Source organism: Streptomyces sp. NPDC059247 (assembly GCF_042754005.1).
Taxonomy (GTDB): domain Bacteria; phylum Actinomycetota; class Actinomycetes; order Streptomycetales; family Streptomycetaceae; genus Streptomyces.
The window spans coordinates 131503-155455 of record NZ_JBHYZW010000002.1 but is presented as its reverse complement, the minus strand read 5'-3'; the positions used below and the strand labels follow the sequence as shown (position 1 = coordinate 155455).

General features: G+C 73.9%; 22 protein-coding genes and 2 tRNA genes. 20 read left to right on the top strand and 4 right to left on the bottom strand.

The annotated features are described in order from the left end of the window. The first annotated feature begins 398 nt into the window (after positions 1 to 398). The 8 genes from ACFXGN_RS04615 (at position 399) to ACFXGN_RS04580 (ending at position 9386) form a co-directional block, all read left to right on the top strand. Complete coding sequence (locus tag ACFXGN_RS04615; protein WP_384853425.1) at positions 399 to 1565, top strand: acyl-CoA dehydrogenase family protein; 1167 nt, start codon at positions 399 to 401, stop codon at positions 1563 to 1565. After that, positions 1562 to 2590 carry a bifunctional MaoC family dehydratase N-terminal/OB-fold nucleic acid binding domain-containing protein gene (locus ACFXGN_RS04610; RefSeq protein WP_384853422.1) on the top strand — a complete coding sequence of 343 codons (1029 nt, stop codon included), beginning with the start codon at positions 1562 to 1564 and terminating at the stop codon, positions 2588 to 2590. Before ACFXGN_RS04615 ends, ACFXGN_RS04610 begins: the two co-directional genes overlap by 4 nt. 1 nt (position 2591) lies before the next feature. Beyond that, on the top strand, positions 2592 to 3701 hold the full coding sequence (locus ACFXGN_RS04605) for an acyl-CoA dehydrogenase family protein (RefSeq protein ID WP_384853419.1): 1110 nt from the start codon (positions 2592 to 2594) through the stop codon (positions 3699 to 3701). Beyond that, positions 3698 to 4081, top strand: coding sequence for a MaoC family dehydratase (locus tag ACFXGN_RS04600; RefSeq protein WP_384853416.1), 384 nt, complete (start codon positions 3698 to 3700; stop codon positions 4079 to 4081). Before ACFXGN_RS04605 ends, ACFXGN_RS04600 begins: the two co-directional genes overlap by 4 nt. Beyond that, positions 4078 to 5244, top strand: a complete 1167-nt coding sequence (locus tag ACFXGN_RS04595; RefSeq protein ID WP_384853413.1) for a lipid-transfer protein — start codon at positions 4078 to 4080, stop codon at positions 5242 to 5244. The genes ACFXGN_RS04600 and ACFXGN_RS04595 overlap by 4 nt, the downstream gene beginning before the upstream one ends. Before the next feature lie 365 nt (positions 5245 to 5609). Further along, entirely contained in the window at positions 5610 to 6623 is a 1014-nt protein-coding gene (locus tag ACFXGN_RS04590; RefSeq protein WP_384853411.1) for a DUF1906 domain-containing protein, read from the top strand. Between the two features lie 440 nt (positions 6624 to 7063). Then, a complete protein-coding gene (locus ACFXGN_RS04585; RefSeq protein WP_384853408.1) occupies positions 7064 to 7609 on the top strand; it encodes a SigE family RNA polymerase sigma factor in 546 nt (181 codons plus the stop codon). A gap of 124 nt (positions 7610 to 7733) precedes the next feature. Continuing rightward, entirely contained in the window at positions 7734 to 9386 is a 1653-nt protein-coding gene (locus ACFXGN_RS04580) for a long-chain fatty acid--CoA ligase (protein WP_384853405.1), read from the top strand. A 298-nt stretch (positions 9387 to 9684) separates the two neighbouring features. Here the strand turns inward: ACFXGN_RS04580 and ACFXGN_RS04575 are convergent, their stop codons facing one another. Continuing rightward, complete coding sequence (locus tag ACFXGN_RS04575) at positions 9685 to 13653, bottom strand: PAS domain-containing protein (protein WP_384853402.1); 3969 nt, start codon at positions 13651 to 13653, stop codon at positions 9685 to 9687. A gap of 179 nt (positions 13654 to 13832) precedes the next feature. Then, entirely contained in the window at positions 13833 to 14258 is a 426-nt protein-coding gene (locus ACFXGN_RS04570) for an SSI family serine proteinase inhibitor (protein WP_384853399.1), read from the bottom strand. Positions 14259 to 14503: 245 nt separating this feature from the next. Between ACFXGN_RS04570 and ACFXGN_RS04565 the strand changes: the two genes are divergently transcribed. Both ACFXGN_RS04565 and ACFXGN_RS04560 read left to right on the top strand, forming a co-directional pair. Then, positions 14504 to 14594, top strand: a tRNA-Ser gene (locus ACFXGN_RS04565). A 244-nt stretch (positions 14595 to 14838) separates the two neighbouring features. Continuing rightward, positions 14839 to 14911, top strand: a tRNA-Arg gene (locus tag ACFXGN_RS04560). Positions 14912 to 15096: 185 nt separating this feature from the next. Here ACFXGN_RS04560 and ACFXGN_RS04555 read toward each other — a convergent pair. Further along, positions 15097 to 16077: a LuxR C-terminal-related transcriptional regulator gene (locus tag ACFXGN_RS04555; RefSeq protein ID WP_384853397.1), complete on the bottom strand. Its 981-nt coding sequence runs from the start codon at positions 16075 to 16077 to the stop codon at positions 15097 to 15099. Between the two features lie 615 nt (positions 16078 to 16692). Here ACFXGN_RS04555 and ACFXGN_RS04550 point away from each other — a divergent pair. The 6 genes from ACFXGN_RS04550 (at position 16693) to ACFXGN_RS04525 (ending at position 20142) form a co-directional block, all read left to right on the top strand. Next, positions 16693 to 16890, top strand: coding sequence for a hypothetical protein (locus ACFXGN_RS04550; protein ID WP_384853394.1), 198 nt, complete (start codon positions 16693 to 16695; stop codon positions 16888 to 16890). Continuing rightward, entirely contained in the window at positions 16887 to 17165 is a 279-nt protein-coding gene (locus tag ACFXGN_RS04545; RefSeq protein WP_384853391.1) for a hypothetical protein, read from the top strand. The genes ACFXGN_RS04550 and ACFXGN_RS04545 overlap by 4 nt, the downstream gene beginning before the upstream one ends. A 247-nt stretch (positions 17166 to 17412) precedes the next feature. Then, positions 17413 to 17973, top strand: a complete 561-nt coding sequence (locus ACFXGN_RS04540) for a stress protein (protein WP_384853388.1) — start codon at positions 17413 to 17415, stop codon at positions 17971 to 17973. 92 nt (positions 17974 to 18065) lie between these two features. Then, complete coding sequence (locus ACFXGN_RS04535; protein WP_384853385.1) at positions 18066 to 18575, top strand: stress protein; 510 nt, start codon at positions 18066 to 18068, stop codon at positions 18573 to 18575. Between the two features lie 251 nt (positions 18576 to 18826). Then, complete coding sequence (locus ACFXGN_RS04530; protein ID WP_327163245.1) at positions 18827 to 19192, top strand: PH domain-containing protein; 366 nt, start codon at positions 18827 to 18829, stop codon at positions 19190 to 19192. Between the two features lie 125 nt (positions 19193 to 19317). Next, positions 19318 to 20142: a BRO family protein gene (locus ACFXGN_RS04525; RefSeq protein WP_384853382.1), complete on the top strand. Its 825-nt coding sequence runs from the start codon at positions 19318 to 19320 to the stop codon at positions 20140 to 20142. Between the two features lie 17 nt (positions 20143 to 20159). Here the strand turns inward: ACFXGN_RS04525 and ACFXGN_RS04520 are convergent, their stop codons facing one another. Continuing rightward, on the bottom strand, positions 20160 to 20561 hold the full coding sequence (locus tag ACFXGN_RS04520; RefSeq protein ID WP_384853380.1) for a hypothetical protein: 402 nt from the start codon (positions 20559 to 20561) through the stop codon (positions 20160 to 20162). Positions 20562 to 20588: 27 nt separating this feature from the next. Here ACFXGN_RS04520 and ACFXGN_RS04515 point away from each other — a divergent pair, with 27 nt between their 5' ends. From ACFXGN_RS04515 to ACFXGN_RS04500, 4 genes are all read left to right on the top strand, one after another. Next, positions 20589 to 21461, top strand: coding sequence for a DUF2797 domain-containing protein (locus tag ACFXGN_RS04515; protein WP_384853377.1), 873 nt, complete (start codon positions 20589 to 20591; stop codon positions 21459 to 21461). Between the two features lie 193 nt (positions 21462 to 21654). Beyond that, positions 21655 to 21990, top strand: coding sequence for an antibiotic biosynthesis monooxygenase family protein (locus ACFXGN_RS04510; RefSeq protein WP_384853374.1), 336 nt, complete (start codon positions 21655 to 21657; stop codon positions 21988 to 21990). Between the two features lie 175 nt (positions 21991 to 22165). Continuing rightward, entirely contained in the window at positions 22166 to 23068 is a 903-nt protein-coding gene (locus ACFXGN_RS04505) for an amidohydrolase family protein (RefSeq protein ID WP_384854480.1), read from the top strand. Positions 23069 to 23196: 128 nt separating this feature from the next. Then, a complete protein-coding gene (locus ACFXGN_RS04500) occupies positions 23197 to 23952 on the top strand; it encodes a response regulator transcription factor (protein WP_384853372.1) in 756 nt (251 codons plus the stop codon). Position 23953 lies beyond the last annotated feature (1 nt).

Below are 23953 nucleotides of genomic sequence, written 5' to 3'. Positions count from 1 at the left end.
GCCCGCACGAAGGTACTCAGGTACCGGAGTGCGGGCCGCCGCGCTGTCTCCGTACCGCCTCGGGGAGCCCGGTCGGCCGCGCCGCCGGGTCCGGCGCCGCGAGGGCCTTCGCGCCCGCCCTTCGCGCCCCGGCGGCGCCCCGTCCCTCGCCGTCCCTCGCCGCCCTCGCCACACCTCGCCGTCACGCCCCGCCCCGCCGCGACCCGCCCCCGAGCGCCTTCCGCCCGTCCGAGCGCCTCCCGCCCGTCCGGGCCTTCCACCCGTCCGGGCAGCCCCGCCCCCGTCCGCGCGGCCCCGCCCGCCACCCGGCACTCGCCCTCCCGGTCCCCGACCTTGACACGACAAGGGAATCTGACGGACAGTCAGAAACCCCAGTCGTCCCACGGGAGGCCGTCTCCGTGCACCTCGCCCCGACCGGGCGGCAGCTGCGGCTGCGCGCCGAACTCCGCGCGTACTTCCGGGACCTGATGCCCGAAGGGCCGCCCCCCGCCACCGACATCGCCGCCCAGCGCCGACTGCTCCGCCGGATCGGCGCCGACGGCCGTCTCGGGCTCGGCTGGCCCGAGGAGTACGGGGGCCACGGCCGGGGTCCCGACGAGCAGTTCGTCTTCTTCGACGAGGCCTACCGCGCGGGCGCACCCGTCTCCATGGTCACCCTGAACACCGTCGGCCCCACCCTGATGGCCTACGGGACCGAGGCGCAGAAGAGCCACTTCCTGCCCCGCATCCTGCGCGGCGAGACCGTCTTCGCCATCGGCTACAGCGAGCCAGAGGCCGGTACCGACCTCGCCTCCCTCCGGACCCGGGCGGTCCGCGACGGGGACTCCTGGCGGATCGACGGCCAGAAGATCTTCACCTCCAACGCCCAGAACGCGGACTGGATCTGGCTCGCCTGCCGTACGGACCCCGACGCGCCCCCGCACCGGGGCATCTCCATCGTCCTCGTCCCCACCGACGCGCCCGGCTTCTCCTGGACCCCGATCACGACCGTGGGCGGACTGACCACCACCGCCACCTACTACGACGGGATACGCGTCCCCGCCGGGAACCTCGTAGGGCCCGAGCACGGCGGCTGGGGGCTGATCACCAACCAGCTCAACCACGAGCGGGTCGCGCTCGCCGCGATCGGGATGCAGGCCGAGGACTTCTTCGCCGCCGCGCTCGACCGCGCCCGCGTCCCCGACCCGGTGACCGGCCGCCGCCGGATCGACGAACCGTGGGTCCGGCTGCGCGCCGCCGAGGCGCACGCCCGGCTGGCCGCGACCCGGCTGCTCAACTGGCGTCTGGTGGGGGACGTCGGCGCGGGCCGTCTCGCCCCCGGGGACGCGAGCGGAGTGAAGTTCGCGGGGACGGAGTCGGCGGTCGAGGTCTACCGGATCTGCCAGGAGATCGCGGGCGGCGCGGGGACGGTCCGGACGGGCTCGCCGGGCGCGCTCGACGGCGGCGAACTGGAGCGGATGAACCGGGCCGCGCAGATCAACACCTTCGGAGGAGGCGTGAGCGAGGTGCAGCGCGAGATCGTCGCGATGATGCGGCTCGGCATGAAGGGCAGGGGCCGCCGGTGACCCGGGAGACGGCACGGGACCCCGACCCCCTCCACCCCCTCCTCCTGGCGTTCGAGGGGCGGGCCGCCGCCGTCGGCGGGACCGGGAAGGACCCCGTCAACCTGCCGATGATCAGGCACTGGTGCGAGGCCGTGGGGGACGAGCACCCCGCCTACCGGGGGCCCGGGGCCGTCGCGCCGCCGACCATGCTCCAGGCCTGGACGATGGGCGGGCTCTCCGGGCACACCGGCCGGGCGTCCGCCCACGACGAGCTGTTCGCGCTCCTCGACGGCGCCGGGTGCACCTCGGTCGTCGCGACCGACTGCGAGCAGGAGTACCTGCGCCCGCTGCGGCCCGGCGACGACATCACCTTCGACACGGTCATCGAGTCGGTGTCCGGGCGCAAGACGACGAAGCTCGGGACCGGGTACTTCGTCACCACCCGGACCGATGTGCGCGCCGCCGGGGAACTCGCGGGCACCCACCGCTTCCGCATCCTCAAGTACGCGCCCGCCGCCCGGCCCCCCGGGCCGGAACCGAAGCCCCGGCGGCCCCGCCCCGTGATCAACCGGGACAACGCCGGTTTCTGGGCGGGCGTCGCCGAGCACCGGCTCCTCGTCCAGCGCTGCGGCGGCTGCGCGGCCCTCCGGCTGCCCTGGCTGCCCGGCTGCGCCGACTGCGGCTCGCGGGAGTGGGACACGGTCGAGGCGAGCGGCGCGGGGACGGTCTTCTCGTACGTGGTGATGCACCACCCGCCGTTCCCCGCCTTCGATCCGCCGTACGCGGTCGGTCTGATCGAACTCGCCGAAGGGGTACGGATCATCAGCAACGTGGTGGGGGTGCCCCACGACGAGGTGCGGATCGGGATGCCGGTGCGGCTGGAGTTCCTGCGGGTCGACGAGGACCTGGAACTGCCCGTCTTCCGCGCGGAGCCGGAGCCGGAGACGGAGACGGAGACAGAACCGGAGACAGGGCCGGACGCGGTGCCGGACGCGGGCACGAGCGCGGGCGCGGACGCGGGCGCCGAAGCGGAAGGGGAGCGCTGACATGGACTTCACCCCCGGCGAGGAGCAGTCGGCCGTACGGGAGCTGGCCGCCCGGATCTTCACCGACCTCGCCACCCACGAACGGCTCAGGGCGGCGGGCACCGGCACGGACGCCGGGCTGTGGAAGGCGCTGTGCGCCGCCGGGCTCCCGGCCGCCGTCGAGGAGACCGGACTGCTGGGCCTGGTCCTGCTCCTGGAGGAGCAGGGGCGGGTGACGGCCCAGGTGCCGCTCGCCGTGACCTGCGCGTACGGGATCCTCGCGGTCGCCCGGCACGGCACCGGGGCACAGCGCGCCCGGCTGCTGCCCGGACTGCGCGACGGTACGACGGTGGTGACGGGCGCGTTCCCGGCACCCGGCACGGTCACGGCACGCGACGGCGCCCCGGACGGACCGCCCGGTGCGGAGCCTGGCGGTCCTCCCGGTGGAGAGCCGGACGGTCCGCCCGCGTACGCGCTGCTCGACGGGGCCGTGCCGTGGGTCCCCTGGCTCGGGGACGCCACCCATGTCCTCGTACCGGACCGGGAGCACGCGCTGTGGCTGGTCCGCGTGGAGGACGCGGCCGGGACCGAACCCGTCGAGCTGACCGCGCCCTGGTCGGCGGGGCGGCTCGTGCTCGAAGGGACCCCGGGGGAGCGGCTCGGCGGCCCCGGCGCGTACGCGGACGTGCTCGCCGCCGCCCGGACCGCGTTCGCCGGGCTCCAGGCGGGCGTCTGCGCCGGATCGCTGGCCAGGGCCGTCGAGCACACCTCCGTACGGGAGCAGTTCGGCCGCCCGCTCTCCACCCACCAGGCCGTCCAACTGCGGGCGGCCGACGCGTACATGGACACCGAGGCCATCCGGGTCACCGCCTATGAGGCCGCCTGGCGCTTCGACGAGGGCCTGGCCGCGTCCGGGGCGGCCCTCACCGCCGCCTGGTGGGCCTCCGAGGCGGGCAAGAGGGTCGTGCACGCCGGGCAGCACCTGCACGGCGGCACCGGCGCGGACCTCGACCACCCCGTCCACCGGCACTTCCTGTGGGGCCGGCAGCTCGACGCGTACCTGGGCTGCGGCACCGAACTCCTCGCCGAACTCGGCGACCTGCTCGCGGAAGCGGAAGGAGATCCGTCGTGAAACCCGGGGACGAACTGGAGCCGCTGACGGTGCCGATCACCCGCACCCTGATCGTCGCCGGGGCCGTGGCCTCCCGCGACTACCAGGACGTGCACCACGACGCCGAACTGGCCCGGGAGAAGGGCTCCCCGGACATCTTCATGAACATCCTCACGACCAACGGCCTCGTCGGGCGGTACGTCACCGACCGCCTCGGCCCCCGCGCGGTCCTCCGCAAGGTCTCCATCCGCCTCGGCGCCCCCAACCACCCCGGCGACACCATGGTCCTCAGCGGCACCGTGGTGGAGGTCGACGGGGACACCGCCCGGGTCAGGATCGCCGGGACCAACGGGCTCGGGCACCACGTCACCGGCACCGTCACCGTGGAGGTGCCGGAATGAGCGTCCGCCACCGGGACGGGCTCGGCGGGCGGGCGGCCGTCGTCGGCATCGGGGCCACCGAGTTCTCCAAGGACTCGGGCCGCAGCGAACTGTCCCTCGCCGTCGAGGCGGTCGGCGCGGCCCTCGCCGACGCCGGGCTCGCCCCCTCCGACGTCGACGGCCTGGTCACCTTCACCATGGACACCAACCCCGAGATCACCGTCGCGCAGGCGTCCGGCATCGGCGAGCTGTCCTTCTTCTCCCGCGTCCACTACGGCGGCGGGGCCGCCTGCGCCACCGTCCAGCAGGCCGCGCTCGCCGTCGCCACCGGGATCGCCGAGGTCGTCGTCTGCTACCGGGCGTTCAACGAGCGCTCCGGGCGCCGCTTCGGCTCCGGCGTCCAGCGGCGGGAGCCCTCCGCCGAGGGCGCCGCGCTGGGCTGGCAGCTGCCGTTCGGGCTGCTCACCCCGGCCTCCTGGGTCGCCATGGCCGCCCAACGGTACTTGTACGCCTACGGGTTGACCCCGGAGGTGTTCGGGCACGTCGCCGTCACGGACCGGCGGCACGCGGCCCGCAACCCGGCCGCGTACTTCCACGGCAAGCCGATCACCCTCGCCGACCACGCGGCCTCCCGCTGGATCGCCGAACCGCTGCGGCTCCTGGACTGCTGCCAGGAGACCGACGGCGGGCAGGCGGTCGTCGTCACCTCCGTGGAGCGCGCCCGCGACCTGCCGAACCCGCCCGCCGTGGTCCTCGCGGCGGCACAGGGCGCCGGACGGAAGCAGGAGGCGATGACCAGCTTCTACCGGGACGGCCTCACCGGGCTGCCGGAGATGGGCGTGGTCGCCCGGCAGCTCTGGCGGACGTCCGGGCTCGCCCCCTCCGACATCGACGTGGGCATCCTCTACGACCACTTCACCCCGTTCGTGCTGATGCAACTGGAGGAGTTCGGCTTCTGCGGGCCCGGCGAGGCGGCCGGGTTCGTCGCGGCGGACGCCCTGCCCCTGAACACCCACGGGGGGCAGCTCGGCGAGGCGTACCTGCACGGCATGAACGGCATCGCGGAGGCGGTGCGGCAACTGCGCGGGACCTCGGTGAACCAGGTGCCGGGGGCGGCGCGGAGCCTGGTGACGGCCGGTACGGGCGTTCCTACGTCCGGGTTGATCCTGGGCACGGACGGCTGAGGCGAGGGCCTCCGGAGTGGCCGGGCGGGCGCGGCGGTCCTTTAACTCGCGCCATGGACAACGAGCCGCCCCGTACGGGGAACCCCGACCCGACCCGCGCCCCGGACCCCGACGAGCCCCGCCGGGCCCGGGGCGCCGAGACTCCCCGTACGGGGAACCCCGACCCAGCCCGTGCCGGGAGTGCCGACGTGTCTCGTACGGGGAACCCTGACCCGGCCCGTGCCGGGGGCGCCGACGTGTCCCGTACGGGGAACCCCGGCCCGGCCCGCCTCCCGGATCCCGCCCCGACCGGCGTCCCGGACCCCGGCGCGCCACCGCCCGATCGCGCCCGGCCCCCGACATCCCTGGCGCCCCCGGCAGGCCCGGTGCCCACGCGCCCGCCGCCCGGCCGTCCGGCGTCCTCCCGCGTGCGGGCCCTCGCCGCCGCGCTCGTGACCGTCCTGGCGGGGGCGGCGCTGCTCTCCGGACCGGTCCCGGCCTCGGCCGTACGGGAAGAGGCGGGGGCCGCCCCGGCGCGGGCCCCGCTCGGCTCCCCGGGGCGCGGCGTACCCGCCTCCCCCGCCCGGGGCGCGGTCGCCGCCGACTACTACACCGGGCGCGCCTTCGACACCTGCGAGGCGCCGTCCCTCGCCACGATGAGGGCCTGGCAGGACTCCCCCTACGGGGCCGTCGGCATCTACTTCGGGGGCCGGGGCCGGGGCTGTCCCGGCCAGCGGGAGCTGAACCCGACGTGGGTCGCCGAGGTCCACACCATGGGCTGGCGGCTGCTGCCGATCTTCGTGGGCTCCCAGGCGCCGTGCGTGATCTCGGCCGCCAAGAGGCCCTTCGCCCTCGGCTCCGACCCCTGGGGCCAGGGCACCCGGGAGGCGGGCGACGCGGTGCGGGCCGCGCGGGCCCTGGGCCTGGGCGCGGGCAGCCCGCTGTACCTCGACATCGAGGCGTACCGTTCCGGCGACGCCCCCTGCGCCGCGACCACCCTCTCCTTCGTACGGGCCTGGAACCGGGAGGTGCGGCGGCTCGGCCACCTGGCCGGGTTCTACAGCAGCGCCGACTCGGGCGTACGGGACATCGAGGCGCAGCGGCGGGCGGGCACGGCCGACCTGCCGGACGTGATCTGGTTCGCGCGCTGGCGCGGCGGGCCCGCGCTGTACACGGAGAGCGTCCTCGACCCGCACGCGTGGCCGCACGCGCGGATCCACCAGTACGAGGGCGAGACGGCGGAGACGTACGGCGGACACCGGCTCGTCATCGACCGGGACGCGGTGGACGCGCCCGTCGCCTGGATCGCCCCGGCCGCGCGCCTGGCGGCCCGTGAGCACCTGGCCGACCCCGGCCCGGACCGTGGACCGGGGGGAGCCGGATCCCGGCCGTCCCCGTAAGGGGCCGCCCTCGGCCCTCTCCGGCCCTCCATGCGAGGGGCTGTCGCCAGCCGCCCCCGGCCCTCCCCGCGAGGTCCCGGTCCCGGCCGTCCCCACCCCCGAGCGGACCGACCCCGGCCGGGCCGGGGAGCACCGGGAGCCCGGACCCGGCCCGGACCTGGACCCGTCCCGACCCGACCCGTCCCGTCTCCGACCCGACCCGACCCGGACCCGGCCCGGGAACGACCCTTCCCGGCCCGGGAACGACCCTTCCCGGCCCGGGAACGGTCCTCCCCGGCCCCCCGACGCCCCCGTCCCGCCGGGCTCCGACCCTGACGCGGCCCCGACAGTCCTCCACCCAGAGGAGGTGGAGCCTTCCCCACCCCTACAACCTGAGGCGGACGACGGGTCGGGACCTGGGGCCGATCCGCCGGAGGCCCCTCCCCTCCTAGCGTGGAGCCATGACTCCGCCACCTCCTGGCCCCGTCTGCGCCGGTGCCTCGCAGTACGCGTCGTACCCGACCTTCTCCTCGTACGTCAGGGCGCGCGGGCCCGTGCTGCTGCGCACCGCGCGCTCCCTGACGGCGAACCCGTGCGACGCCGAGGACCTGCTCCAGACGGCGCTCGCCAAGACCTTCGTCGCCTGGGAGCGCATCGAGGACCACCGCGCCCTGGACGGCTACGTGCGCCGGGCGCTCCTGAACACCCGCACCTCCCAGTGGCGCAAGCGCAAGGTCGACGAGTTCTCCTGCGAGGAGCTGCCCGAGCCCACCGGGCTGCCCGAACCGGACCCGGCCGAGCGGCAGGCACTGCACGACGCGATGTGGCGCGCGGTCCTGAAGCTCCCGGAGCGCCAGCGGCAGATGGTCGTCCTCAGGTATTACGAGGACCTGAGCGAGGCGCAGACGGCCGAGGTGCTCGGGGTGTCGGTCGGGACGGTGAAGAGCGCGGTGTCGCGGGCGCTCGGCAAGCTCCGCGAGGACCCCGAGCTGGCTCCCGTACGGTAGTCCTCCCGCCGCTGCCAGTGATCACTGGCAATTTCCGTACTCCCGGGTAGTGACATACCGCGCGGTACGTGCGCAGAATCTGCACACCCCTACCGCCACGTAGCGCCCACCGGGAGGACGCCCCGTGTACAGCACCATGCAGGACGTACCGCTGACCGTGAGCCGCATCCTGGAACACGGCCGACGGGTCCACGGCCGCTCGACGGTCACCACGTGGACCGGCGAGCCGGAGCCCCAGCGACGCACGTTCGCCGAGGTCGGCGACCGCGCCGCCCAACTGGCCAACGCCCTGCGCGACGAACTCGGCGTCACCGGCGACCAGCGGGTCGCCACCCTGATGTGGAACAACGCCGAGCACGTCGAGGCGTACTTCGCGGTCCCCTCCATGGGCGCGGTCCTGCACACCCTGAACCTGCGTCTGCCCCCCGAGCAGCTGGTGTGGATCGTCAACCACGCCGCCGACCGGGTCGTCCTCGTCAACGGTTCCCTGCTGCCCCTCCTGGCCCCGCTGCTGCCGCACCTGCCGACGGTCCGGCACGTCGTCGTCGCCGGACCCGGCGACCGGTCGGTCCTGGACGGCGCCGCGCCGCGCGTCCACGACTACGAGGAGCTGATCGCGGGCCGCGCCACCACCTACGACTGGCCCGAGCTGGACGAGCGGACCGCCGCCGCCATGTGCTACACCTCCGGCACCACCGGCGACCCCAAGGGCGTGGTCTACTCCCACCGGTCGATCTATCTGCACTCCATGCAGGTCAACATGGCCGAGTCGATGGGCCTGACCGACCGGGACACCACCCTCGTGGTCGTGCCCCAGTTCCATGTGAACGCCTGGGGCCTGCCGCACGCCACCTTCATGACCGGCATCAACATGCTCATGCCGGATCGTTTCCTCCAGCCCGCCCCGCTCGCCGACATGATCGAGCGGGAGCGCCCGACCCACGCGGCGGCCGTTCCCACCATCTGGCAGGGCCTGCTCGCCGAGGTCACCGCCCGCCCCCGCGACCTGTCCTCGATGGCCCAGGTCACCATCGGCGGCGCGGCCTGTCCGCCGTCCCTGATGGAGGCGTACGACCGGCTCGGCGTCCGGCTCTGCCACGCCTGGGGCATGACGGAGACCTCCCCGCTGGGCACGATGGCGCACCCGCCCGCCGGGCTCACCCCCGAGGAGGAGTGGCCCTACCGGGTCACCCAGGGCCGCTTCCCCACCGGTGTCGAGGCCCGGCTCGTCGGCCCCGGCGGCGACCACCTGCCCTGGGACGGCGAGTCGGCCGGTGAGCTGGAGGTGCGCGGGGCCTGGATAGCGGGCGCGTACTACGACGGCGTCGACGGCGAACCGCTCCGCCCCGAGGACAAGTTCAGCGCGGACGGCTGGCTCAAGACCGGTGACGTGGGCGTGATCGGTCCGGACGGCTTCCTCACCCTCACCGACCGCGCCAAGGACGTCATCAAGTCCGGCGGCGAATGGATATCCAGCGTTTCGCTGGAGAACGCCCTGATGGCCCACCCGGCGGTGGCCGAGGCGGCCGTCGTCGCCGTCCCGGACGAGAAGTGGGGCGAGCGCCCGCTGGCGACCGTGGTCCTCAAGGAGGGCGCGAGCGCCGACTACGCGACGCTGCGGGCCTTCCTCGCCGACGAGGGCGGCATAGCGAAGTGGCAGCTCCCGGAGCGCTGGGCGACCGTCCCGGCGGTGCCGAAGACGAGCGTCGGCAAGTTCGACAAGAAGGTCGTCCGCAAGCAGTACGCGGACGGGGAACTGGACGTGACGGAGCTGTAGGCCAGGCGGCGGGACCGGGACCGGGGCCGGGACCTGGGCCGGGGCCGGGTCTTGGACCTGGGCTTATGTCAGGACCCGGACCGGAACCGGGGCCTGTGCTTGGACCGGACCGGACCGGGGCCTGGGCTTACGTCAGGACCAGGACCCGGACTGGCAACGGGACCGGCCGTGGGCGGACGGGCGCGGGGAGGGCTTCGTAGTGACGAAGCCCTCCCCGCGCCCGCGTCCACCTCGGCAACCGCGTCCGCGTCGGCATCGATGCCCGTCAGGGCGTCCGCGTCCGCGTCGGCGGGGAAGGTCAGTTGGTGCCTATCTTCGCCAGCAGATCCACGATCCGGGCCTGCACCTCGGCGCTGTTCGAGCGCTCCGCGAGGAACAGCACCGTCTCGCCCGAGGACAGCCCCGGCAGCTCCTGCGCGGCGAGGTCGGCCGAGGTGTAGACGACCAGCGGGGTGCGGTTGAGCTGCCCGTTCGCCCGCAGCCAGTCGATGATCCCGGCCCGGCGGCGGCGCACCTGCATCAGGTCCATCACCACCAGGTTCGGCCGGGTCCGGGTGGCCAGGGTGACGGCCTCGGTGTCCGAGGAGGCCCGCGCCACCTGCATCCCGCGCCGCTCCAGGGTGGCCGCGAGCGCCTCCGCGATGTCCTCGTTCTCCTCGATCAGCAGGACCCTGGACGGGTGCTGCTCGCTGTCGCGGGGCGCGAGCGCCTTGAGGAGCACGGCGGGATCGGCGCCGTACGCCGCCTCCCGGGTCGCCTGCCCCAGCCCGGCGGCGAGCAGCACCGGCACCTCGGCGGCGACGGCCGCCTGACGCAGCGACTGGAGCGCCGTACGGGTGATGGGGCCGGTCAGCGGGTCCACGAAGAGCGCGGCGGGGAAGGCGGCGATCTGCGCGTCGACCTCCTCGCGGGAGTGCACGATCACCGGCCGGTAGCCCCGGTCGCTCAGCGCCTGCTGGGTGGAGACGTCGGGCGCGGGCCAGACGAGCAGCCGCCGGGGGTTGTCCAGCGGCTCCGGCGGGAGTTCGTCGTCGACCGGGCGCGGCGCGGGCCGGTTGGCGACCTCGACGGCGCCACCGGGCCCGTCCAGCGGCTCGGGCCCCTCGGCGGAACCCTCGGCGGGCGCCCCTATGGCGTAGGAACGCCCCTCGGAGACCGGGGCGGCGGGCGCGAGCGCCGAGGACTGCGGCCGGGCCCCGCCGACGGCCGGGAGGGCCGCCGCCGGAACCGGCGGATCGACCTCCGGCGGAGTGGCGAGCCTGCGCCGCCGCCCCGAACCGTTGGAGGGCGCCGCGGGGGAGCCGACGGCCGCCGGAACGGCCCCGGACGGCGACGCGGACGGGGAGGACGGGGGTGCCACGGGCCCGGCCGGGTGGGCGGCGGGCCCGCCCTGCCCGAGGGCGCGGACGCTGAACGCCCGCCCCTGCGTGGAGTCCTGCGGCATCGGCAGCTCGGGAGGCAGCGGTACGGAACCGGTGCCCGCCCCGGACCCGGCACCGTTCCCCGGCGCCTGGCCCGCCCCGGGCCGGGGGTACGGCTCCGGCTGCGGATACGGCTCCGGCAGCGGCGGCGCCACGGCCCGGCGGTGACCGCCCGGCCCGCTCTCCTGCGCCCGGCCCGGGAGCGGCCCCTGAGGCTGGACGTGCGGATGCGGCTGCGGAGGCGTGTGGTCCGCGCCGGGGACCCCTCGTACGGCTTCGTGCCGCGCCTCGTCGGAGACCGGCTGCGGACCGGCGAACGCGTCCCCGGGGCCGGGAGCGGGCATGGGACGGGGCCCTGCGCCCCGCTCGGCGGGGGCGGTCCGCTCGGCTCCGGCGGGAAGGCCGGTGCCGGAGGGAGCGTCGGCGTCGGCCGGACGTTCGGTGTCGGCGGGCGGGAGCGCGAACGGCGTCCGGGGCCCCGCGTCGGCCGCCGCCGCCCGCTCCTGCGCGGCGGCGAGGGCCCGGCGACGGCGCCCGCTCGGCTGCGCCTCGGACGCGGAGGCCGTGGCGGGCAGCGCGAGCGCGGAGGCGGGTGCGTGGCCGGGCGCGGCCGGAGGTTCCAGGGCGAGGCCCGACGGCCCCGGGGCCATGCCCTGCGGCTCGACCGGGACGCCCTGCGGCGGCACGGCGGCACCGAGCGCGGCCCGGCCCTGCGCGCCCTCGGCGGCGGTCACCACGGCGCCCTCGGCGGGCCGCCCGCGCCGCCGCCCGGTGGGCTCGGTGCCCGGACCGGGGGGAGCGGTGTTCTGCTGGGCCGGGATCAGCTCGGCGGCGTCGCCCGTACGGCCCCGGCGACGGCCACTGGGCCCGGCGGCGCCCTCGGGCACGACCGGGCTCTCCAGGAAGGCGTCGGTGGAGCCGCGCCGGGCCCGCCGCCGCCCCCCGCCGGAGGTCTCGGAGGCGTCGACGACCTCCGACGACCCGGACGGATCGGACGGATCGGATGAACTGGATGGACCGGACGGATCGACGGCGAGCGCGACGGCGCCGGGCGCCGGGTCCGTGCCCGGCACGGTGGCCGTCCCCGGGCCCGTGCCCGTACCCGACAGCGCGTCAGGGGCGGTGGTCCCGGCGGAGATCCCCGGTCCGCCGGGGGCGGAGCCGCGGGCCGTGTCCCGTGGGACCGGCGGGGAAGCCTGCGCGGGCAGGGCGAGGGCCTCGCGCCGCCCCGGCCGCGGCCCGGCCCCCGGCGGCCCTGACGGCTCCGGCGGTCCCGGCGGCGGAGTGACCGTGCCCCGGCCCGAGCCGAGCGGCACCTCCAGGACGTACGCGCCGCCGCTGGTCCCCGGCACCTCGTGGGTCTGCACGACACCGCCGTGCAGAGCCACGATGCCCCGGACGACCGGCCCGTGGACCGGATCGCCGCCCGCGTACGGACCGCGGACCTCGATGCGGACCACGTCACCGCGCTGCGCCGCCGCGACGACGATGGTGGAGTCGGCGGGGGCGGCACCCCCCGCCGCGGCCCGGCTCCGGCCGGTCGCGTCGACCCCGGCGACATCCGCGACGAGGTGCGCGAGCGCCGTCGCGAGCCGGACGGCGTCCACCTCGGCCTCGATCGGCGGCGCGTGCACGGCGAACTGGGCCCGGCCGGGTCCGATCAGCTCCACGGCCCGGTCGATGCCCGCCGTCACGACCCCGTCGAGGAGCACGACGTGCTTGTCCAGCTTCTCCGCGCCCGCGTCGAGCCGCTGGTAGCCGAGGACGTTGTCGACCAGCGAGGTCATCCGCGCGTACCCGGCGGCCAGATGGTGCAGGACCTGGTTGGCCTCGGGCCAGAGCTGCCCGGCGTCGTCGGCGGCGAGGGTCCCGAGCTGGGTGCGCAGCTCCTCCAGGGGCCCGCGCAGCGAATGCGCGAGGACGGCCGTCAGCTGCTCGTGCCGGGCCGCGAGGGACGCGTACCGCTCCTGCTGCGCCTCCCGCTCGGCGGCGGCGCGCTCGGCCCGGTCGGCGAGTTCGGCGGTGTGCTCCTCGACGAGCTGCTCGTACGGCCTGCGGTCGGTGAAGGTCATGACGGCGCCGACGAGCTGGTCGCCGTCGCGCACCGGGGCGGTCGTCAGGTCGACCGGCACCCGGTCGCCCTTCTTCGCCCACAGGACCTGCCCCCGCACCCGGTGCTTGCGCCCCGACTTGAGGGTGTCCGCCAGCGGCGACTCCTCGTACGGGAAGGGATCGCCGTCCGAGCGCTTGGCCAGGATCAGCGGGTGCAGCTCCTGGCCGCCCAGCTCGCCCGCGCGGTAGCCGAGGATCTGCGCGGCGGCGGGGTTGACCAGCACGACCCGGCCGTCGGTGTCGGTGCCGACGACACCCTCGGAGGCGGCCCGCAGGATCATCTCGGTCTGCCGCTGCGAACGGGCCAGTTCGGCCTCGGTGTCGAGGGTCCCGGTGAGATCGCGGACGACCAGCATGAGCAGCTCGTCGCCGGTGTAGCCGCCGTACGAGTCGTAGGCCTCCCGGCCGTCCTCCAGGCTGGCGCTGGTCACCTCGACGGGGAACTCGCCGCCGTCGGTGCGCCGGGCGACCATCCGGGCGGGCCTGGTGCGGCCCCGCTCGTCGGCGACCTCGGGCAGCCGCATCGAACCGGGGATGAGCCGCGAGTCGAAGGAGGGCAGCAGGTCGAGCAGTCCGCGCCCGACGAGCGCGGTGCCCGGCGTCTCGAACATGCCGAGGGCGATGGTGTTGGCGTTGACGACCGTGCCGTTGCAGTTGACGAGCACCAGGCCGTCGGGGAGGGCGTCGAGTATGGCTGCGAGGCGAGCAGCGCCTCGGGATGGCCTGCTGCTCACGACGACGCTTCCTCCCTGACGCACTGCTACGTGCTTGCCGATCGACCGGCCGGCCCCATCTTGCCCCTCGGGCCGCGGCCTGTCACTGAGGGGAGTCTAAGGGAGCCCGGGGGCGGGCTTCCTGACGCGGCCCCCTGATCCCCGCTCGTCCCCTCGCTCGCCCCCCGTGCGCCCCCGGCTCACCCCCGCACGAGCGGAAGGACCGGCTCCAGGTTCTCCCAGCGGTCGATCTCGCAGCCGTTGGCGCGGGAGAACCGGGCGTCGACGTCGCGGCCCTGCCAGGTGCCGGTGATGTGCGCGACGGCGGGACCGCCGTACACCTGGGTGCAGATCTGGTCCGCGGGCACCGCCTTGAACGGGTTCGCGCCCTCTTCGGCGAGGCTTCCGAGGCGCGCACAGGCGTCCTCGCGGGCCGGGTGGTTCCCACCGGCCCGGTCGTCGCACGTCAGGTCGAAGGTGCCGTCGGCGCTCGGGTTCCCGCTCTGGGAGACGGTCACGGTCAGCGAGTCCGGCGCGGAGAACAGCGGCAGCGGCAGCGGACCGAGCACGGAGGTCCCGGTGGCGGCGGTGGCGAGAGTGGCGAGGGTGGCGAGGCTGCGCAGCATGGAGGTCTCCAGGGACGAGGGGTGCGGCGTGGACGACGGGTGCGGGGAGCACGGCGTGCCCGCCCCGTCTAACGCTCCGGGGGCCGGGGCGTTGCGCAACCGGGGCGCGCCGGGCGGGCGCCACGACGGGCTCCCGGGGCTTTGCCCTCGACCCCGGAGGACTAGTACGGTGAGAATCGATTGGTGGCGCACGGTTCGCCTGTGTCATCATCTGCACGCACCGCACGCGTCAGCGCGCGATGCATGGAGGCGTCGCCTAGTCCGGTCTATGGCGCCGCACTGCTAATGCGGTTTGGGTCTTAAAGCCCATCGAGGGTTCAAATCCCTCCGCCTCCGCCCCACCCGAAGCCCCGGCCCCACCAGGCCGGGGCTTCGCCCGTTCCCAGCCGTTTCCCGTCCGGTTCCGGCCCCCGGGACCCCCGCGCCACGCCGTCTCGCCCCTCGGCGAACCGCGACGTTTTCGCAGCTCACAAGGGGTGTACCCAATGGATTTCACATGACGGCGGCAGTCATGTAATGTTCTTCCTGTCGCCGCGAACGGGCCGAAAGGCCGGAGAGCGAAGACAAGAAAACAGAACAAGCACTCGTAGCTTAACGGATAGAGCATCTGACTACGGATCAGAAGGTTGCAGGTTCGAATCCTGCCGAGTGCACACAGGTAAGAGGCCCGGACGAGAGTCCGGGCCTCTTGCGTTGTGTCCGGGGCCGGGGCCGCTGTCCGTCGGTCAGGTGGTGTGGTGGGCCGGGGGCCGATGGCGGCGGTGCGCCATCGGCCCTCGCTTTACCTGGTGGTCCGTACCTGTTCGGCGGTCGGACCGGGGCTTGTGGTCGGCTGTTCTCAGGGGCCCGTCGATGTCTCCGGGGGTGTGTGGGCGGGGTCCCTGGAGCGGAGGGCCAGGAGGTAGCCGGCCTGGAAGCGGCTCTCGGCGCCCAGTTCCTCCATCAGCTGGGCGATGTGGCGGCGGCAGGTGCGCAGGGACATGCCCAGCCTGCGGGCGATCTGTTCGTCCTTCGCGCCGGTGACCAGACGGGCCGCGATCGTGTCCCGCAGCTGGATCGACGTCGTCGTCGTGTACGAGGTCGAGAACGGCTCCGCCAGGTTCCAGGCGTGGGTGAAGACCGAGCAGAGGAACGCGACCGCCGACGGCTCGCGCAGGACGACGGCCGCGTCCGGGTCGTCCCAGACCGGCAGGAACGCCAGCGCCCGGTCGAACACGACCATCTTGCCGAAGAGTTCGCCCAGTGTCCGCACCTCCGCGCCCGCCTCGATCACCGCCGCCACGTACTCCTGCGTCCCGGGGCTGTAGCGGGCCGTGTGCTGGTAGAGCGTGTGCAGCCGCACCCCCCGGCGCAGCATCTCCAGGTCCCTGGGCAGTGCCCGCTCCAGATGTCCCACCGGGCGCCCGCCGCCGGGCTGGACGGTGAGCACCTCCTTCGTGCAGCGGGCCGCCGCGTCGGCGATCAGGAGCATCACCCGGTCCCGTGACGACACCGTCTCGACCGCCGCCGAGTCCCCGCCGCCCCGCCGGGCGTCCTCGTACAGCGGCGCGAGGGAGTCGAGCCGCGCCCGCGCGCGCTCCAGGGCCTCCAGTCGGCGGCGCAGCCTGCTCTCCTCCGGGCCGACGAGTTCGGCGGCGGCGGCGTACGGGCTGATGGCGTGCCAGGGGCCCTCCGGCTCCTCCTTCGCGTGGGTGAGGAGGCGGTGGCGGGCCAGTACCGCCGCCGCCTCCCCCGTCCGCTCCGGCGACAGGCCGAGGGCGCCCGCCAGGGCGGTCAGCGGCGCGGGGCCGTGGCGCAGCAGGTGGGAGTAGAGCCCCACCGTCGTGGTGTCGAAGCCGTCCGTGAGGGTGAAGTCCTCGGACTGCGATTCCGGAGAGGGGGACGGGGAGGGGGAGAGGGACGGGGAGAGGGAGGAGGGCTGGGGCGGATACCCGGACGGGGATAAGGGTGGGGACGGGGACAGGGGTAGGGACGGGGGTGTGCCTGTGGCTGCGCCTGGGGCTGTGCTCGTGCTCGCGTCCGTGCCCGTACCTGTGCTCGCGTCCGTGCCCGGGGCCGTACTCGCGTCCGTGCCCGTGCTCGCGTCCGTGACCGGGGCCGTGTCCATGCCCGTCTCCGTGGTCAGGTCCGGAGCCGGGTCCGTCGCCGTGCTCCTCGCCCTGTTCCTCTCCCCGGGCCCCGTCCGCTCCGTGTCCTTTTGCTGTCGGCTCGGCCGTTGCCCGGGTGGATTCGGGGATTCCGGGGTCGGGGGCCCGCTGTCCGGGCCGTCCAGGGCATCGGTTTCCATCGGTTTGGTCATGTTTACCCCCCTCTCTTTGGTGCCAGGCACGTTGATGACGCCTCGATGCTCTGGTCCCGCCATTCTTTCCGGGCGATTCTTGAATCACCGAAGAGGGAAACCCCGGGAAACCGGAACCAGACGAAGGAGAACACCATGAAGCTCATGCGATTCATGTGCGCCGCCGCTCTGACGGTGAGCATGGTCGGCGCCGGTGCCGGCGCAGTGTCCTCCGCTCTGGGTTCCGCCGGAGAATCCGGTCGGATCTCCGCCCAGGACGCCGAGAAATGCAAGAAGCCCGGCGACACCGAGTGGAGCAGCCCCGCCACCATCTGCGCGAAAGTCCTCACGTGACCAATGGAACAACCGGGGTCCACCGCTCGCGCCGGATCTCACACCCCCCGCGCACCCCGGGCGGGAGCCGTCTCGTCGCCTCGTGCGGCAGCGGTACGGCAGCCACAGGACGGTCCCTGCGGCTGGCGGCGCTCCTGGGGATCGGGGCCGGATTCGCCCTGGCCCTCGCGGTCGGGCGGCTGACGGACCGCAGGACTTCCGAGGCCCCCCGGCCCGGCCGTCCCCGTCGCTCGTCCCCCGACGACGTACTCGATCACCTCACCACCTCCTGGTGACGTGGCATCCCGGTTTCCCGGACAGCACCATGGTTCCGCGAATTGCCCGAAGCTCGATATTCGCTTCCCATCATCGGGGTCTGCCGCACCGATCGGCATGACCGAAAGGGCACTCCTCGCTGCCCGAAAGAACATTTTCCATCCGGAGAATCCCGTCCGTCTGAAATTCGGCCGGGATCTGTCCGAAGTTCGTCAGAAATTCGTTCGAATCCACTCCATGAGAACACCGAGAGAAAGAGAATCCGAGATGAAGAACCGTAAGCGCGCCGCCCTCACCGTCATCAGCGCCGTCGTCGCCGCCGGTGTCCTGCTGCCCTCGACCGCCTCGTACGCCGCCTCCGTGTCCGCCGCCCCCGCCCCGGCCTCGTACGCCGCTCCCGGTCCGGTCGTGAACACGGCGGCGCTCAAGGGTCAGCTCGCCCCGCCGAAGACGCAGGGCTTCGCGGTCGCCGTCGAGGTCATCGTCGCGGTCGTCGGTCTCGCGGAGAAGGTCTACAACATCACCGTGGCATCCCTGGAGAAGAAGCAGAACCGGGAGGGCTACGTGAAGTCCCTGATGGAGGGCGCCTTCTACGATGCCGGTCAGCGCTACAACATCATGGTCATCAACAACGCCAACTCCATCTCGACGAACCTCCACGGTGTGCAGTTCGACGCCCGGATCAAGAGCGACTACGGCACCTACCGGGTCATCGTCTTCGAGTCCGGCACCTTCACCAACCACGGCGACGGCGGCTGGATCAACTGGGCCTTCAAGGGCTGGTTCGACCGCAACGGCGGCAACGTGACCTTCCACCGGTCCTGGTGACCCGGCACCACCCCGAGCCCCTCCCCGCTCCGTTCCTCCTCCGCGCCTCACCCTTCCCTTTCACTCGAACAGGAGTTCGCATCATGCGCCGTATGACCTCTCTCGCCGGTGTCACCCTCGCCTCCCTCGCCATGACCGCCGTCGCCGCGCTGCCGGCCCAGGCCGCCGACAAGGGGCCCGAGAAGGCCCGCACCTCGACCTCCGCCCCCGCCGCGGCGCAGGCGGCCCAGCCCGGCGAGATGAACGCCCTCACCGTCCCGATCGTCACGATGCATGGCGAGGCCCCGTACAAGGCGGCCGTCGAGAGCGCGATCAAGAGCATCGACACCGGCGACCGCGGCACCTTCGTCCAGCAGGCGGTCGACAAGGTCTTCGACGCGGCGGGCGGGCAGTACAACGTGATGGTCTTCAACCTGAGCCAGGGGTACGAGAACGGGCTCAGCAACATCAAGCTCTACGCCAACGTCAAGTTCGGCAGCGTCTACTACGGCGTCTGGATCTTCAGCGGGGGCGGCACCTTCAAGAACACCGGTGACGGCGGCTGGATCAACTGGGGCTTCAAGGGCTGGTTCAACCGCAACGGCGGCACCGTGACCTTCTGATCCGACCCGATCTGAAACGACGCTCCGACCCGACCTGACTCCAACCGACCCGACCCGACCGCAAGCGCACGCCAGGGCACGTCCCGGGACCCCGTCCTCCCTCAGGAGGCCGGGGTCGCTCGGCGTTCCGGGGCGTTCCGGGGCGTTCGGGGGTGAGGCCGTCATGTCGACACGCGGTCCGGCCGATCGCTTGCCCTCATACCGGTCCGGATCGGATGATCGTTCTTTCTCATTCATATGGGGGTAGGGGCATGGCACTCTTCGGGAACGCGCACGCGATCGACCCGGCGCAGGCGCAGCAGGACTACGCGCGGCTGCTCGGGCCGGGGGAGCAGGTGCACGCCGCGTACCTGCTGATCCGCGACACCATCTTCTTCACCGACCGGCGGCTCGTGCTGGTCGACAAGCAGGGCATCACCGGCAAGAAGGTCGAGTACCACTCGATCCCGTACCGGAGCATCACGCACTTCGCGGTCGAGACCGCGGGCACCTTCGACCTGGACGCCGAGCTGAAGATCTGGATCTCGGGCAGCCAGCTGCCGGTGCAGAAGACCTTCACCAAGGGCGTCGACATCTACGAGGTGCAGGCGATCCTCACGCAGTTCGTCGCCAAGTAGGGCCTCGGCGGTGGGGAGGTCTCCCGGGAACCCTCGGGAGGCCTCCCCTTTTGGGTGAACCTGTCTGATTTGCATGTCAGTTGAATATGCCCTCGGCCTACCTTGCGTGGCGGAGGTGATGAGCGATGGACGCGATCGACATCGACGACTTGGCGCACGTCGCCACCGGCGGGCCCCTGCGGCGGCTGACCGCGCCCGACGGTGGCCATTGGTTCCCGGTGGTGGACGTGGCGAGGAGGCTCGGCTACGGGGGGAGCCGGGAGGTGCTGCGGACCGTGGCGCTCCCTCCGGAGTGCCTGGCGTCGGCGCGGGAGCTGACCGACGGCGTGGACTTCCTGGGCCGTCCGGGGATCAGGGCGTCGACGCGGATGGTGAGCCTCCGGGGACTCGTGCAGCTGGTCGGGGTGTGCCGGAGGCCCGAGGCGGCGGCGTTCCGGGCGTGGACGGCGGAGGTGGTGGCCTCGGTGCAGCGGACCGGCGGTTACGGGCTCCGGCCCTCGCCGGTGTCCGCCGGGTTCGTCCTGCCGGGGGAACTGCTCGACGTCCTCGTCCGGCTGGAGGGCCGTTTCGACGAGCGGGCCGTCGCCCATGTCGAGCACGCCGAGTACGCGGAGCTGCTGCGCGAGACGCGGCACAGCCTCTCAAGGGTCGCCGACTCCCTTGGGCGGCCTGCCGTGCCCCGCCAGCGCACCGGTGCCGTCGTCATGCTCGACCCCCAGGAACTCGTCGAGTCCTGGGCGATCACCGGCGACATGCGGACGGTCGCCAGCTGCCTGGCGCCCGCGCTCGTCAGGGGCGGGGTCCGCTACCGGCCGCAGGACGTCACGAGCCGCACCGGGCTCTCCTGCGAGCGCGTGCGGGACTGCGTACGGCTGCTGATCGAGCGGGGCTGCATGAGGGAGGTCGGCGGACCGGACCCGGACGGGGCCCGGATCTACGTCCTGCCCTGACCGGCCGGTCGGCCGCGCTACGTCCCGTCTCCGCCGCGCGGGGCCACCGCCACCACCTGGTACGTGTCCGCGTACACGATCCGGCCCGGGTCCGCCGACTCCAGACGTACGCAGGGCACCCCGTGGTCCCGCAGGATGCGCAGGTACGGGGCGACCCGGGCCAGCGCCTCGGTCGCCGTCGGGAGGAACCAGGCGGCGGCGCCGGGGTTCACCGCCGGGTCGTAGACCGTCGGGTCCACCGTCGACGGGTTCGGGACGTGCGTGTCGTACCAGTCGTTCGAGGCCCGCCAGACCGCGTACTCGTCGGCGGAGAGCAGGCCCTCGCGGGCCAGCGCGTTGGCCAGGCCGAAGACGCCGGGCCGGTGGCCCCGGGGGCTCCTCGTCGGGGACTGGAAACGGATGTGCCGGAGACTGGACATCCGGGGAGCTTAGGAGGCGCGGGCGTCGTGGAGTGGTGGTGCCGGGGGATCGGCTGGGCCGGGGGGACACCCGGCCTCCGGTGGCGGGGCGGGCGGGTCAGCCCCCTCGTCCAGGGGCGTCGGCTCGCCTTCCGGGCCGTGGGGGTGCGGCGCTGTCCGGGCGCCCGGGAGAACCCGTGCCCCATGGGGGCGGTCGTGCCGGGGCGGTCCACCGGCGGCCGGTGCCCCGAGTGCGCCCGGCTCGACCGGGCCCGCTCCGTCGCTGCCGACACCTTCCTCGACGACCCGCGGCCGTACCGCGTCTACCTGGCCTGGTTCGGGCCCGGCATGACCAAGGTGGGGATCACCGCCGAGGCGCGGGGCGCGACCCGGCTCCTCGAACAGGGCGCCGTCACGTTCGGCTGGCTGGGGCGGGGGCCGCTGATGGCCGCCCGGCGCACCGAGGAGGTGCTGCGGCAGGCCCTGGGCGTGCCCGACCGGGTCGCGTACGAGCGGAAGCGGGCGGTCAGACACGCGGTGCCGCCCGCTCCCGAGCGTGCGGCGGAGGTCCTGGAGCTGTACCGGCGGGCGCGGGAGGTCGGCGGCTGGTCGGAGACCCTGGAGCCCCTGGAGTGCGTGCCGCACGACCACGCGGGGGCCTTCGGGCTCGACGGTCTCCCGCCGCTCGCGGGCACGGTCACCGAGCTGGCCGACGGGGGTGTCGTCACCGGGCGGCTGCTGGCCGCCGCCGGGCCCGATCTGCATCTGCTCGCCCCCGACGGGCGCTGTCTCGCCCTGGACACCCGGCTGATGGGCGGGTGGGCGCTGCGGAGCGCCGGGGACGACGAGGGCCTCTCGGTCCCGGTGTCTCCGGTGGCGGTCCCGGCCACCGACCCGGGCGCGCAGGGAGAGCTGTTCTGACGGGCCCTGCCCGGGTCCGCCGACCCTGCCCGGGTCTGCCGGGGGCCTGCCGACGCGGGCCCCGGCCCGTGCTCCCCGCGCGTGCCGGAGGTCCGGCGACCGGCTCCGCCGCCGTGGCCTCCTTCGTAAAGTCTTGGATCCCTTTCCCGGGGTGGCGTGGACATTCCCGTCCCGTCCCGGCGAGGGTGATCGCATGACTCCCCAGCTGGTGGCGGGCCTCGAACCGCCCTACTACACCGCCGTGTTCACTTCCGTCCGGCCCGACGCCCCCGAGGGGTACGCCGAGACCGCCTCCCGGCTCCAGGAGGTCGTCAGCGCGGTCCCCGGCTTCCTCGGCTACGAGTCCGCCCGTACGCCCGGGGGCATCGGCATCACCGTCGCCTACTTCCGCGATCTGGAGTCGCTGGACGCCTGGCGCCTCGACGCGGAGCACCGGGCGGCCAAGGAGCACGGGCGGGAGCACTGGTACGAGAGCTACAGCGTCCACATCGGCAGGGTCGAGCGGAGCTACGGCTTTGAGCGCGAGTAGCCGCGCCGGGGGCGACGGCCACCGGACCCCGGACAGCCCCAGGACCTCCGACAGCCCCCGGACCCGCACCGGCGCTCCGGGCACGGACCGCCCTCTCGCCCGGGCCGAGGACCCGGCTCCGGCTCCGGCTCCGGCCGAGGACCCGGCCGCCGCCCCCGCCCCCGCTCTCACCGACATCCCCGCCCTCGTCGAGCGGCTCGGGATTCCCGGGCTCGTCGATGTGCACACGCACTTCATGCCGCAGAACGTCCTCGACAAGGTCTGGGCCTACTTCGACGGCGTCGGCCCGCTCACCGGTGTCGAGTGGCCCATCACCTACCGCGAGGAGGAGGACCGCAGGCTCGCGCTCCTGCGCGGCTTCGGCACGGTCGCCTTCACCGCGATGCTCTACCCGCACAAGCCCGGCATGGCGGAGTGGCTGAACGCCTGGGGCGCGGACTTCGCCGCCCGCACCCCCGACTGTCTGCACACCGCGACCTTCTTCCCCGAGCCGGGCGTCCACCGGTACGTCCGCCGGGCGCTCGACGCCGGTGCCCGGGTGTTCAAGGTGCACCTCCAGGTCGGCGGGTTCGACCCGACGGACAGTCGGCTGGACGCCGTCTGGGGAACTCTCTCCGACAACGGCACCCCGGCCGTCGTCCACTGCGGCTCCGGCCCCCTGGCGGGCCCCTTCACCGGCCCCGGCCCCATGGCGCGACTGCTCGCCCGGCACCCCCGGCTGCGGGTGGTCGTCGCCCACATGGGGATGCCGGAGTACGGGGACTTCCTCGATCTCGCGCAGCGGTACGAGGGCGTGCTCCTGGACACCACCATGGCCTTCACCGACTTCAGCGAGCGGCTCGCGCCCTTCCCCGAGGGTGAGCTGAAGCGGCTCGTGGACCTCGGCGACCGCGTTCTCCTCGGCTCAGACTTCCCGAACATCCCGTATCCGTACGCGCATCAGATCCGGGCCCTGGAGCGCCTCGGGCTCGGCGACGACTGGCTCCGGGGCGTCCTGTACGAGAACGGGGCCGCGCTGTTCCAGCTCGCGCCGCAGGCCCACCGTCCTCCCTCGCACCAGGGCCTCGCCGCCCCTTGAAGCCACGGGTCCGCTGTTTCACGTGAAACAGGGCGGCCGTCGTTCCACGTGAAACCTCAGGGTCGTTTCTCAGGGAATTCACAGGAAAGGGCAAGGGGCCTCTCAGCGGCGGCCGAGAGCGTGGGCCCATGACCGTCACCACTTCCCGCACGAGCACCCGAAGCGGCACCCGTGCCGATCTGCTCCGCGCCGACGGAACCGCCGTCCGGGTGCTCGTCGTCGACGACGAGGCGTCGCTGGCCGAGCTGCTCTCGATGGCCCTGCGGTACGAGGGCTGGCAGGTGCGCAGTGCCGGGGACGGTACCGCCGCCCTGCGCACCGCGCGTGAGTTCCGGCCGGACGCCGTGATCCTCGACGTCATGCTGCCCGATGTCGACGGGCTGAGCCTGCTCGGGCGCATCCGGCGGGAACTGCCCGATGTGCCGGTGCTGTTCCTGACCGCGAAGGACGCCGTGGAGGACCGGATCGCCGGGCTCACGGCGGGCGGCGACGACTATGTCACCAAGCCCTTCAGCCTGGAGGAGGTCGTGGCCCGGCTGCGGGGACTCATCCGCAGGTCGGGGGCGGTGCTCGCGCGCAGCGAGTCGGTGCTCGTCGTCGGGGACCTCACGCTGGACGAGGACAGCCACGAGGTCACCCGGGGCGGCGTCTCCCTCCATCTCACCGCGACCGAGTTCGAGTTGCTGCGCTACCTCATGCGCAATCCGCGCCGGGTGCTGAGCAAGGCGCAGATCCTCGACCGCGTCTGGTCGTACGACTTCGGCGGCCAGGCCAATGTCGTCGAGCTGTACATCTCCTATCTGCGGCGGAAGATCGACGCGGGCCGGGCGCCGATGATCCACACCCGGCGCGGGGCCGGATACCTCATCAAGCCGGGCGAGTAGT